Origin of the sequence: Enterovibrio coralii (assembly GCF_001559595.1) — a bacterium.
Taxonomy (GTDB): Bacteria; Pseudomonadota; Gammaproteobacteria; order Enterobacterales; family Vibrionaceae; genus Enterovibrio; species Enterovibrio coralii.
Map to the genome: position 1 here is coordinate 231,479 of NZ_LNTY01000034.1, position 12,892 is coordinate 244,370.

Consider the following 12,892-nt stretch of genomic DNA (forward strand, 5'->3'; position numbering starts at 1 on the left):
CAAGAAACCGCCGAGTAAGGCGGTTTTTTGAAATACGGGACTAGATTACGAATGAAACTGTTCGCAAGCCAGTAGCGTGTTTTCAATCAAGGTCGCAACCGTCATTGGGCCAACGCCGCCAGGAACAGGCGTGATATGGCTGGCTTTGTTTTTCGCCACATTGTATTCGATGTCACCGACGAGCCTGCCATCTTCGAGACGGTTGATACCAACATCGATCACCACTGCGCCTTCTTTGATCCAATCACCTGGAATGAAGTTTGGTTTGCCCACAGCCACCACCAATAAGTCAGCCTGACGGACGTGAGACTCAAGGTCTTTAGTAAAACGATGACAAGTGGTTGTTGTACATCCTGATAGCAGAAGTTCCATCGTCATTGGACGGCCGACAATGTTTGATGCGCCAACCACGACTGCATGTTTTCCTCTCAGAGGAATGTTGTAACGCTCTAGCAGGGTAATGATTCCTTTTGGCGTACATGAGCGAAGTTTTGGAATGCGTTGGCAAAGACGTCCGACATTGTAAGGGTGGAAACCATCAACGTCTTTCTCAGGGTGAATGCGCTCTAACACATTGGTTGTGTCCATTTGCGCAGGTAGCGGAAGCTGAACCAAAATGCCGTCAATTTTAGCATCATTGTTTAACTCATCGATCAATGCCAGCAATTCAGTTTCGCTGGTGGTTGAAGGAAGGTCGAAAGACTTAGAAATAAAGCCAACTTCTTCACAAACCCGGCGTTTACTGCCCACATATACTTGAGATGCTGGGTCATCTCCAACTAAAACAACAGCCAGGCCAGGAGCTCTCAACCCTGCGGCTTTCCTTGCTTCAACGCGTGCTGCGACTTCCTGTCTTACGGTTTGAGAGATGATTTTTCCATCAATGTTTTGAGCGGCCATGGTTTTCCTTTGGAAATGAAAGGGATGAGGAACAGGCCATATTTTGACAAAAAAAGTGTGACATGGCTATAGCGCAAACGTTTGCCTTTGGTGTGCTCTATCTTAAATTATGCGATGTGGCGAAAAATTTTGAATGAGTGGCGGATAAAAGCGAGAACTTAAACGTCCTCGCTGTCGTCAGAATCAGATATCTACCGGCAGTGCAGCATCAACACCATTTGCACCACGAGAGCGGTTGCGCTTGGTTGAGACCAGCATGTAGAGCAGGGTTGCCGCAAAGCAAATGACCAAATAGAACATCAGGCCACCTTCAACGCTCATAGCTTCACCAGCGATCACAGGACCAATGACGGAGCCCACGCTGTAGCTCAGCAGCATCAGCTCTGCAGCTGCGACAATTTTTGACGCGCTTAGGTCACGACATGCAAGCGTGATAGCAACAGGGTAGAGCGCAAATGCTGCTGCACCCAGAATAAACAGACCCGCCATCATACCTGCTGCCACGGTCGCGATTTCATACATCGCGATAGACAACAGACCGGCCAAGCAGAAAAGTGCCATCAGCAGCGACTTCTCTACGCGAGAGTTCAACCAGCTCACCAGAGGCTGTACAGCCATACCGCCAAGGATCACGATAGCCATCAATGCACCCACTTGGTCGTGGCTGTATTTCGCTTCCAACTCCAATGGCAGCAAACCGTAAATCGCGCCAAGAATCAAACCCGATACGATACAACCAATGTAAGCAGCAGCAGGGAGGCTCTTCATTTCATTGAAATGAATGCTAGTGTGCGCCACGGCTTGTGGTTGGCCTTTACGAATGACCAGCGGTGGAAACATCGCCGCAGAGAAAAGCGCGGCAACCACCATCAATGGCATTGCACCTTCAGTACCAAACATACCGATGCCAAGCTGACCCAATGCTGAACCACCGTAGAGCGATGCCATGTAAAGGCCTAGTCGCTTTGCGCGTGCTTTTTCGGTGTCAGCCATCAACAGCCAAGATTCGATTACGACGAATACACCTGCTACTGCAACACCAGCGATAAAGCGAGCGGCTAGCCAAACTGCAGGTTCTGCAATGGTCGCCATCAAACCGACGGTGCCTACCACAGAGATAAGAAAAGCAACCAAGGCTTTACGGTGACCTGTTTTGCCTACAATGCGCGCACTGATCAGCGAACCGCCCAAAAGGCCAGCGTAGAATACGCTCGCTAACCAAGAGGCCAGATCATGCGACATGCCCCTTGCATCAAGTGCAAGTGGAATGAGGCTCATCAGGAATCCTGAGGCGACTGCAAAAAGGCTTAGGCTGATAACAGGCACAAGTGGGCTGTTGCGATCAGCCTGAATAACAGGGTTCTGTTGCAATGCTCTTCTCTTATTAGGTTGTATTTAGGATGAAAAAACCCGCACAGGAAGTGCAGGTTTTGCTACATAGAATTATGTGATCTGGTGCGATTATTCTTTCGCCAACGATAAACGTAAAGAGAGTTAAATTTATCGTCATGATGAAATTATTTAATTGAAAATCAACTGCATAACTATGTGTGTTTAGTCTGTGCAATTGATTGATTTATCGCTCTTTTTTCGCTTCTTTTCCCAGCGTTTATGCACGCCTTTTGTCAAAGATGAAAAAGTGGTTTCCACTTTATCAATACCGACCAGAACAAAAAGAACAAATCCACACAAAAGGAGAGCCTGACGACCGTAATCAAACGCGATGATCATACCCAAACCCGCCATCAACCAAACGACGGCTGCAGAGGTAACACCTTGCACTTGTCCATCACGTGCCATCATTACGCCTGCGCCCAAAAAGCCCACGCCCGTAACGATTTGGCCTAGCACACGCGCATGGTCGAGTGAGTTGTCAGAAAGAGAGGTGGCAAGGCGCATGAATACGTAGGTACCCAACACAATCAGAATGGCTGTACGAATACCAACGGGTTTGCCGCGCAGTTGACGTTCCAAACCCAAAATCCAGCCGCAGGCGGCACAGGTGAATACACCTTCCCAGCTAAACGGAGAAATATCCCAAAACTCGGCCACAGATACAGTCTCCCTCATCAGGCACGAAAAAATTGCGGTGCACTATCCTCCCCAAGCTGCGAAAGCTCAAGGGTAAAGATGATGAAATGTTTTTGTGCTTAACGGCGTGTTTGTTGATGCTCTATTGCTAGCGGAGTGAGGTGACGCGTTTCTCGTCTTAAAAAGCGCGGTACGTAGAAGGTTATAAACGGAATGCGTGTTGAATGTTTGTTTTCTAGACACTTAGCAGGCTTTTATAAGGAAAACCGTTGACGATGCTGTATTGAGCCTTATAATCCGGCCTTGCATTCTCACTGAGTGTGAATGAAGTGCGCCCTTAGCTCAGTTGGATAGAGCAACGGCCTTCTAAGCCGTGGGTCACAGGTTCGAATCCTGTAGGGCGTGCCACTTCAAACCTCCCCAGTACAATCTCCCTTTTTTATCTCTTTGAATCGACACAGCTTTTGTGGCGAGTTTTTGCGTTTCTACTATTCGCTAAAACAATTCAACGCACACGACTACCGAATTTTTGGTTCATCGCTACATTCAGTGCATTTTCTTCCTTTTTCCCCTTGAAATAGATTTTACTGCCCCAATCTCACAGAAACACGACGATGGACACGGCCCGTCTCGACTCAATAGGGCCATGCCGCTATAATGGCGCGTCTTAAAAATCACGCCTCGTGTTTTGAGGCTTATCGATGCTGGCGAAATGACGCCAAGTATCCCGATTCGCAGGCGCTATGGCGATGAATTCGTTGTAGCACGAAAGGATGCTAACGGCAGGAGCCGTGCAACATCACTCAGCAAACCTGAGTAAGTTTTGAGGTTAAATATACAATGCAAGTTACCGTTGAAACCGCAGAAGGCCTACAGCGCCACCTGACTATCACTGTTCCAGCAGCAAACATCGAAGACGCAGTTACTGCTGAACTACGCAACATTGCTAAAAATCGTCGTTTCGATGGTTTCCGTAAAGGTAAAGTGCCTTTGAAGATGGTTTCACGTATGTACGGCAAAGCAGTACGTAACGACGTGATGGGTGAAGTGATGCAGCGTCATTTCATCGAAGCGATCATCAAAGAGAAAATTAACCCAGCGGGTGCACCAACTTTCACTCCAGTTGACACTGAAGAAGGCAAAGATCTGGTATTCAAAGCTTCTTTCGAAGTTTACCCAGAAATCGCACTGAAAGATCTGGACAAAGTAGAAGTGGTTAAGCCACAAGCTGACGTTAAAGAAGAAGACGTTGCTGAAATGATCGAGACTTTGCGCAAGCAGCAGGCGACTTGGTCAGAAGTTGACGCAGCAGCTGAAGCAAGCAGCCGTGTAACAATGGACTTCACTGGTTCTATCGATGGCGAAGAATTCGAAGGCGGTAAAGCTGAAGGCTTCGCGCTGGTAATGGGCCAAGGCCGCATGATCCCAGGTTTCGAAGACGGCATCGTTGGTAAGAAAGCGGGTGAAGAGTTCTCAATCGACGTGACTTTCCCAGAAGACTACCACGCTGAGAACCTGAAAGGTAAAGCAGCGAAGTTCGACATCAAACTGAGCAAAGTTGAAGCGCAAGAACTGCCAGAACTGACTGAAGAGTTCGTTGCACGTTTCGGCGTTGAAGACGGTAGCGTTGACGGCCTGAAAGCAGAAGTTCGTAAAAACATGGAACGCGAACTGAAGCAAGCGGTTAAGAACAAGATCAAAGAGCAAGTTATCGACGGTATGGTTGAGCAAAACAACATCGACGTACCTGCAGCTCTTATCGACCAAGAAATCAACGTTCTGCGTCAGCAAGCTGTTCAACGTTTCGGTGGCCAAATGGAGAACGCTCCAGAACTGCCACGTGAACTGTTCGAAGAACAAGCACGTCGTCGCGTAGTTGTTGGTCTGCTTCTGGGCGAAGTGATCAAGTCTGAAGAACTGAAAGCTGACGAAGAGCGCGTTAAAGCTCTGATCGCAGACATGGCTTCAGCATACGAAGATCCAGCAGAAGTTGTTGCTTACTACGAGAAAGACCAGCGTCTGATGGAAAACATGCGTAACATCGCACTGGAAGAGCAAGCAATCGACGCTCTGCTAGCGAAAGCACAAGTTTCTGAAAAAGAGCAAAGCTTTAGCGAACTGATGAACCCAGTTCAAGCTTAAGTGCTAGAATTGTTGAGTGGACATTTGACTTAGAATTCACTCTTCTGATAACAATGGTCCGAATGAAGTAAATTCATCCGGGCCATTTATTTTAGGGAAATAAGACTATGAGCTTTCAAGAAAAAAACGGAATGCCTTCTATCATGGATGCGTTGGTTCCGATGGTGGTGGAACAAACCTCCCGCGGCGAACGTTCTTATGACATTTATTCCCGCTTGCTGAAAGAGCGTGTGATTTTTCTGACCGGTCAGGTAGAAGATCATATGGCGAATCTGGTTGTTGCGCAGTTGCTGTTTCTCGAATCAGAAAACCCAGACAAAGACATTTACCTTTACATCAACTCACCAGGCGGTTCTGTCACTGCAGGTATGTCCATCTACGACACTATGCAGTACATCAAACCAGATGTCAGCACTGTGTGTATGGGCCAGGCGTGTTCAATGGGCGCATTCCTTCTGGCTGGTGGTGCGAAAGGTAAACGCTTCTGTCTGCCAAACTCTCGCGTAATGATTCACCAGCCACTGGGTGGTTTCCAAGGTCAAGCGTCTGATATCCAGATCCATGCGCAGGAAATTCTGACCATCAAGCAGAAACTGAACAATCTGCTGGCAGAACACACTGGTCAGCCTCTGGAAGTGATTGAGCGTGACACCGACCGTGACAACTTCATGTCAGCAGCAGATGCCGCTGAATATGGACTGGTTGATTCGGTTTTAGCAAAGCGTGATTAATTATTAGTTCTGAGACAGTTAGCCTCAGTGAGGCTAACTGATTCGGAATTGAGTCCCTCAGCGTTCTGTAATTTCCGCTGAGATGTTATAGACTCAGATCATGGCAAACATGGGCGAAAGCCTAAAGAGGTTAGCGAATGACAGACAAGCGAAAAGACGGTGGCAGCGGCAAACTGCTGTACTGCTCTTTCTGCGGCAAAAGCCAGCATGAAGTACGCAAGTTAATTGCTGGACCTTCTGTTTATATCTGCGATGAGTGTGTTGACCTGTGTAACGACATCATTCGTGAAGAAATAAAAGAGGTCATGCCTAAGCGCGACAGCAACGAGCTTCCAACTCCTCAGGAAATTCGTGCGCACCTTGACGACTATGTTATCGGTCAGGAAAGAGCGAAAAAAGTGCTTTCCGTAGCGGTATACAACCACTACAAACGACTGAAAAATGGCGACACCAATGCAGACGGCGTAGAGCTGGGTAAAAGTAACATTTTGCTGATCGGTCCTACGGGTAGCGGTAAAACGCTGCTGGCAGAAACCTTAGCGCGTTTCCTTGATGTACCGTTCACCATGGCGGATGCAACCACGCTGACTGAAGCGGGCTATGTGGGTGAAGATGTAGAAAACATCATCCAAAAGCTGCTGCAGAAGTGTGATTATGACGTTGCCAAAGCAGAGCGCGGCATCGTATACATCGATGAAATCGATAAGATCTCTCGTAAATCCGATAACCCATCTATCACCCGTGACGTATCCGGTGAAGGTGTTCAGCAGGCACTGCTGAAACTGGTTGAAGGTACGATTGCATCTGTACCACCTCAAGGTGGTCGTAAGCACCCACAACAAGAGTTCTTGCAGGTTGATACCTCTAAGATCCTGTTCATTTGTGGTGGTGCGTTTGCAGGTCTCGACAAAGTTGTTGACCAGCGCGTAGCGAAAGGCAGCGGCATTGGTTTCGGCGCGGAAGTGCGTTCGAAAGACCAAGAAGCGACATTGAGCGATCTGTTCAGCCAAGTTGAGCCAGAAGATCTGGTGAAATACGGTCTGATCCCTGAGTTCATTGGTCGTCTGCCGGTTACCGCAATCTTGAGCGAGCTTGATGAAGAAGCGCTGGTGCAAATCCTTCGCGAGCCGAAGAACGCACTGACTAAGCAGTATGCGGCACTGTTGGAAATCGACGGTGTGGAACTTGAGTTCCGTGACGATGCATTGACTGCGATTGCGAAGAAAGCGATGGATCGTAAAACCGGTGCACGTGGCTTGCGTTCAATCGTAGAAGCGGTGCTTCTGGACACCATGTACGATCTGCCGTCAAACAAAGACGTCACCAAAGTGGTTATCGATGAATCGGTGATCAAAGGCGAATCTGACCCACTGCTGATTTACGAAGCGGCGGAAAATCAGGCAGCCGGTGCTGAGTAATACGTCTATTTGTGCGGTTATTCTGCTGCAAAATTAAACATTTGTGCCAGCAGGGTACAGAAAAAAGGGGGCTGATGCCCCCTTTTTTACTTTCTGCTACCTACGCCGTTGAATCCTGACAAACTATCCCCATATACTCTTTAATATCAAAAACGGAAGAGAGAAAAATATGAACTTGGAGCGTTCCGAGCGCATTGAAATTCCGGTCCTGCCTTTGCGTGACGTGGTCGTTTACCCTCATATGGTTATCCCGCTGTTTGTGGGAAGGGATAAGTCGATCCGTTGCCTTGAAGCAGCGATGGACAATGATAAGCAGATTCTATTGGTTGCTCAGCGTGACGCAGCGACCGACGACCCATCCATTTCTGACCTCTATGAAGTAGGTACAGTTGCGTCGATTTTGCAGTTGCTGAAACTGCCAGACGGCACCGTGAAAGTCCTTGTAGAAGGCTTACAGCGCGCAGAAATCAAAAAATTCCGCGAAGACGACTTCTTTACTGCAGACGCCGAGTATCTGGTCACCCCAGAAATGGACGAGCGTGAGCAGGAAGTGTTGGTACGCACTGCTATCAGTCAGTTCGAAGGCTTTATTAAGCTGAACAAGAAAATCCCGCCTGAGGTACTGACGTCGCTAAACGGTATCGATGAAGCCGCGCGTCTCGCGGATACCATTGCCGCGCACATGCCGCTTAAACTGCATGATAAGCAGCAGGTGCTGGAAATCATCGATATTGCAGAGCGCCTTGAGTTTCTGATGACCATGATGGAATCAGAAATCGATCTGCTGCAGGTTGAGAAGCGTATTCGCAGCCGCGTTAAAAAGCAGATGGAAAAGAGCCAGCGCGAGTACTACCTGAACGAGCAAATGAAAGCTATCCAGAAAGAACTGGGTGAGCTAGATGACGCGCCAGACGAATTCGAAAGCCTGAAGATGAAGATTGAAGAATCTAAAATGCCTCAGGAAGCGAAAGAGAAGACAGAGCAAGAGCTACAAAAGCTTAAGATGATGTCTCCAATGTCTGCGGAAGCGACAGTTGTTCGTAGCTACATCGACTGGATGGTAAGTGTGCCATGGTCGAAGCGCTCGAAAGTGAAGAAAGATCTAGCGAAAGCTGAAGAGATCTTGAATGCAGACCACTTTGGTCTGGAGCGCGTGAAAGAACGCATCCTTGAGTACTTGGCGGTACAAAACCGTATTAACAAGCTCAAAGGTCCAATTCTGTGCTTGGTCGGTCCTCCGGGCGTTGGTAAAACCTCGTTGGGTCAGTCCATTGCAAAAGCAACAGGGCGTAAATACACCCGTATGGCACTGGGCGGCGTGCGTGATGAAGCGGAAATCCGCGGTCACCGTCGTACTTACATCGGCTCTCTGCCGGGTAAGCTTATCCAGAAAATGGCCAAAGTCGGCGTGAAAAACCCACTGTTCTTGCTTGATGAGATCGACAAGATGTCTTCGGACATGCGTGGCGATCCGTCGTCAGCACTGCTTGAGGTGCTGGATCCAGAGCAAAACAATGCGTTTAACGACCACTACCTGGAAGTGGATTACGATCTGTCTGACGTGATGTTTGTGGCGACCTCGAACTCGATGAACATTCCTGGCCCGCTGTTGGACCGTATGGAAGTGATTCGTCTGTCGGGTTACACCGAAGACGAGAAGCTGAACATCGCGAAGCAGCACTTGGTTGAGAAGCAGGTTCAGCGTAATGGTCTGAAGCCTCACGAAATCACCATCGAAGATTCAGCTATCATCGGCATCATTCGCTACTACACGCGTGAAGCGGGTGTACGTGGCCTTGAGCGTGAAATTTCGAAACTGTGCCGTAAAGCAGTGAAAGAAATCCTGCTGAACAAAGAACTGAAAACCATTGTTATCAATCAGGAAAACCTGAAGAACTACTTGGGTGTTCAGCGCTTTGACTACGGCAAAGCAGACGAAAGCAACCGCATAGGTCAGGTAACGGGCCTTGCTTGGACAGAAGTGGGCGGCGATCTGCTGACCATTGAAACCGAGTCTATGCCGGGCAAAGGCAAGCTGACGCAAACCGGTTCGCTGGGCGATGTGATGCAAGAGTCTATTCAGGCTGCGATGACCGTGGTTCGTACCCGCGCTGAGAAGCTAGGTATTAACAACGACTTCTACGAGAAGCGTGATATTCACGTTCACGTACCTGAAGGTGCAACACCAAAAGATGGCCCAAGTGCGGGTATCGCAATGTGTACCGCACTGGTCTCAAGCCTGACAGGTAACCCTGTGCGTGCAGATGTCGCGATGACAGGTGAAATCACCCTGCGTGGTGAAGTGCTTCCTATCGGTGGTTTGAAAGAGAAACTACTGGCTGCTCACCGCGGTGGCATCAAGACAGTGATCATTCCAAAAGAGAATGAGCGTGATCTAGAAGAGATCCCTGACAACGTTAAGGCAGATCTCGACATCCATGCCGTGCGCTGGATTGATGAGGTGTTAACGTTAGCACTTCAGAATAATCCGCTTGGAATCGAGCTTGTAACGCCCCAAAAGAGTGACGTGCAGCAAAATTAAGCAACGTAAAGTGCTGACAGTCGGTAAAAGGCTTGTCAGCCTTTTTTTTGAGGGCTAAGTTAATGGAAACGCTGCAAGCCCTTAATTATTAACAGCTACAGCGTTTGTAGGTCTTGTTTGATAACTAAGGTGGGCTTTTGTTGTCCGCCGCCGCAAAAAATGGGATTTGTGGTTCGTTTGTAAAGGGGATAAAAAGTGAACAAGTCGCAGTTAATCGATAAAATTGCACAAAATGCTGATCTGTCTAAAGCGTCTGCTGGTCGCGCGCTGGATGCTCTGATTGAAGCAGTTTCAGACAGCCTGAAAGACGGTGACCAAGTTGCGCTGGTAGGTTTCGGTACTTTCTCTGTTCGTGAGCGTTCAGCACGTACTGGCCGTAACCCACAAACTGGCGCGGAAATCAAAATCCCAGCAGCTAAAGTCCCAGGCTTTAAAGCTGGTAAAGCTCTGAAAGACGCGGTTAACTAAATCTAACTTGCCGTTTTGCTCTTTGTCGCGAAGAGCCCGTTTTAAGGCTGTAATGTCCGCGACATAGGCGTATAATCAGGTCAAATCAGAGTGTAAAGGCGCATCTCGAGATGCGCTTTTTTAGTTTTAAGAAAACGAACGTTTGAATTAGCAGGAGAGACGGCACGTTATGATGGAGCGACTACGCGAAGGCGTTAACAGCCTCGCCGTTAAGATCATCTTAAGCCTTATTATCTTTTCTTTTGTTTTTGCAGGTGTAGGTGGCTATCTGGCCAGCGGCTCTGTAGAACCAGCAGCAAAAGTGGGTGATCAAGAAATTAGCCGCAATCAGTTTGAGCAGGCTACCAGAACGAGCGTCAACAGATGCAAGCTCAGGCAGGGGACTTCTTCTCAACACTTTTGAGCGACCCTACCTACCTGGCTCAATTCCGCCAAAATGTATTAGACCGCATGGTGAACCAAGCACTGCTTGACCAACAAGCAAGTAAGCTGGGTCTGCGTGTGAGTGATGATCAGGTTAAAAATGAAATCCGTTCAATGCCTGCATTTGCGAGCAACGGTATTTTCAACAACGACCAATACCTGGCAGCACTGCGTCGTACGGGTCTGACACCGGATCAATTCGCGGAATATGTTCGTCAAGATTTGGTTCGTGAGCAGCTGGTAAGCGCGCTGACGAACAGTGAATTTGCACTGGAAAATGAACTGCAAGCGATTTACAAGCTTGAAGGCCAAACTCGCATGGTTCGTACAGCAACCTTGCCGTTGGCAGAGTTCGCTGACAAAGCTGACATCACTGATGAGCAGAAAAAAGCGTACTACGAGCAAAATTCGTCTCAGTTTGTTCGCCCAGAGCAATTCAAGATTTCTTATGTTGAGCTGACTGGCAGCAACATTGCTGACGTTGCAGACGTGACCGAAGACGAAGCGAAAGCTTACTACGAAGCGAACAAAGCGTCTTACGGCACAGCAGAACAGCGTAAAGTTAGCCACATCATGATCCAAGGTGACGATTCAGCAGCAAAAGAGAAAGCTGAAAACGTGCTGGCTGAGTTGAATGCAGGTGCAGATTTCGCGGAATTGGCGAAAACTGAATCTGACGATACGTTCAGTGCAGAGCAGGGCGGTCAACTGGATTGGTTCGACAAAGGCGTGATGGACCCAGCGTTTGAAGATGCAGCGTTCGCACTGCAGAACAAAGGCGATGTGTCTGGCGTGGTTCAGTCTGATTTCGGCTTCCACATCATCAAGCTGGATGACGTTAAACCGTCTGACGCGAAACCATTCGCGGAAGTGAAAGACGAGATCCTAGCGAAGCTGAAACAGCAACACGCGGCCGATCAGTTCTACTCACTGTCTAACGAGCTGGCTGAGAAAGCGTTCGAAATGCCAGACAACCTTGATGAAGCAGCTGCGTCTGTGAACGGCACGGTTGAGAAAACAGACTTCGTTTCTCTGTCCGATCTGCAAGGCTCGCTGGCTAACCCAACGGTTATCCAAGCGCTGCAACAGCCAGAAGTGCTGGAAGACGGTCTGAACTCTGACATCATCGAGATTGCGCCTGAGCACGTGATGGTGGTTCGCATTGACGATTCTCGCCCAGAAATCGTTCTGCCATATGACGAAGTAGAGCCGCAGGTGACTGCAGCACTGAAACGTCAAGAAGGCGAGAAAGCAGCACAAGCACTGGCTAACTCGCTGGTGACTGAGCTGAATGCGGGCAACGATGCAGGTTTGAACGAATCAGGTTACGCATTCAGTGAAGACACAGAAATCAACCGCGCATCTCCTGAGCGTGAAGTGGTTGAGCTGGCTTACACTATGGCAACGCCGGCAGAAGGTAAGAGCGAGTACGGCTTTACCCGAGCAATGAACGGTGATGTTGTGCTGGTGGCTCTGGACAGTGTGAACGCACCAGAAGCGACTGAGATCAGCCTGGAAAGCCAACTGGCTGACCGCGTATCTCGCACGCTGGCAAACACTGATCTTGCGTCTGTGATTGAACAGCTGAAAGCTGACACTAAAGTGACGTACTCGCTGGACCAAGCTGAGCAGTAATGCCTGCTGGCTTCACAATACGCACTTAGTTGTAATTGATAAGTCACACCGACGGGGCGCATTTCGCGCCCCGTCGTTTTTTTATCCGCTGTAATGGTTTTCTTTCTCTGACTCTTTACCCTTTGTCGGCGTCGGAGCTTGCCTTCGACATCAACGTCGGATGTCTAAATCAACAAGGAAAGTAAACCATGAAATCATTTCTTTCTGCGGCACTTGTTTCTGCCGTACTCGCTTTTGCGCCACTCAGTGTTACTTCTGCCTCAGAGCATGAAGTTGCCGTTAATATCAACACAGCAGATGTTGAAGAGCTGGATAAGTATTTGGACGGAATAGGGAAGAGCAAAGCACAAGCCATTGTCGATTACCGTGCAGAGCATGGTGCGTTTGAAAGTGCGGATGCACTGACAGACGTTAAAGGCATTGGCAATGCAATTGTCGAGAAGAATAGAGACCGTATTACGCTATAACGTCTCACCCACATTCGGATGATGTGTCCGTTTGTTTTGTGTCGAGGAGTACACACTCCTCGATGCATAAAGCATCCTTGCGTGGCACTTACGGGTCAGTCAGGGCAAAAATGGACGTCTACCCTTGAGAAATAG

Annotated in this window: 9 protein-coding genes, 1 tRNA gene and 1 pseudogene; 8 read left to right on the forward strand and 3 right to left on the reverse strand. The window is 48.6% G+C overall.

Annotation, left to right across the window (positions count from 1 at the left end; genetic code table 11):
* Nucleotides 1–45: 45 nt before the first annotated feature.
* From folD to ATN88_RS12405, 3 genes are all read right to left on the reverse strand, one after another.
* Entirely contained in the window at nucleotides 46–900 is an 855-nt protein-coding gene (gene folD, locus ATN88_RS12395; protein ID WP_067416196.1) for a bifunctional methylenetetrahydrofolate dehydrogenase/methenyltetrahydrofolate cyclohydrolase FolD, read from the reverse strand.
* Between the two features lie 183 nt (nucleotides 901–1,083).
* A complete protein-coding gene (locus tag ATN88_RS12400) occupies nucleotides 1,084–2,271 on the reverse strand; it encodes an MFS transporter (RefSeq protein ID WP_067416199.1) in 1,188 nt (395 codons plus the stop codon).
* Between the two features lie 183 nt (nucleotides 2,272–2,454).
* Complete coding sequence (locus ATN88_RS12405) at nucleotides 2,455–2,970, reverse strand: MgtC/SapB family protein (RefSeq protein ID WP_067416202.1); 516 nt, start codon at nucleotides 2,968–2,970, stop codon at nucleotides 2,455–2,457.
* A 292-nt stretch (nucleotides 2,971–3,262) separates the two neighbouring features.
* On the opposite strand from ATN88_RS12405, the gene ATN88_RS12410 reads away from it, so the two are divergent.
* The 8 genes and pseudogenes from ATN88_RS12410 to ATN88_RS12445 all read left to right on the forward strand — a co-directional run bounded on the left by ATN88_RS12410 (nucleotide 3,263) and on the right by ATN88_RS12445 (nucleotide 12,757).
* A tRNA-Arg gene (locus ATN88_RS12410) sits at nucleotides 3,263–3,339 on the forward strand.
* A 432-nt stretch (nucleotides 3,340–3,771) separates the two neighbouring features.
* On the forward strand, nucleotides 3,772–5,073 hold the full coding sequence (gene tig, locus ATN88_RS12415) for a trigger factor (RefSeq protein WP_067416206.1): 1,302 nt from the start codon (nucleotides 3,772–3,774) through the stop codon (nucleotides 5,071–5,073).
* Between the two features lie 107 nt (nucleotides 5,074–5,180).
* Nucleotides 5,181–5,804, forward strand: a complete 624-nt coding sequence (clpP, locus tag ATN88_RS12420; RefSeq protein WP_067416209.1) for an ATP-dependent Clp endopeptidase proteolytic subunit ClpP — start codon at nucleotides 5,181–5,183, stop codon at nucleotides 5,802–5,804.
* 137 nt (nucleotides 5,805–5,941) lie between these two features.
* Nucleotides 5,942–7,222 carry an ATP-dependent protease ATP-binding subunit ClpX gene (gene clpX, locus ATN88_RS12425; protein ID WP_067416212.1) on the forward strand — a complete coding sequence of 427 codons (1,281 nt, stop codon included), beginning with the start codon at nucleotides 5,942–5,944 and terminating at the stop codon, nucleotides 7,220–7,222.
* A 169-nt stretch (nucleotides 7,223–7,391) separates the two neighbouring features.
* Nucleotides 7,392–9,764, forward strand: a complete 2,373-nt coding sequence (gene lon / locus ATN88_RS12430) for an endopeptidase La (protein ID WP_067416215.1) — start codon at nucleotides 7,392–7,394, stop codon at nucleotides 9,762–9,764.
* A gap of 195 nt (nucleotides 9,765–9,959) precedes the next feature.
* Complete coding sequence (hupB, locus tag ATN88_RS12435) at nucleotides 9,960–10,232, forward strand: nucleoid-associated protein HU-beta (protein ID WP_067416220.1); 273 nt, start codon at nucleotides 9,960–9,962, stop codon at nucleotides 10,230–10,232.
* Nucleotides 10,233–10,401: 169 nt separating this feature from the next.
* Nucleotides 10,402–12,290: pseudogene (gene ppiD, locus ATN88_RS12440) on the forward strand (peptidylprolyl isomerase).
* 188 nt (nucleotides 12,291–12,478) lie between these two features.
* The gene (locus tag ATN88_RS12445) at nucleotides 12,479–12,757 is read left to right on the forward strand and encodes a ComEA family DNA-binding protein (protein WP_067416225.1); all 279 of its coding nucleotides are present in this window, start codon (nucleotides 12,479–12,481) and stop codon (nucleotides 12,755–12,757) included.
* Nucleotides 12,758–12,892 lie beyond the last annotated feature (135 nt).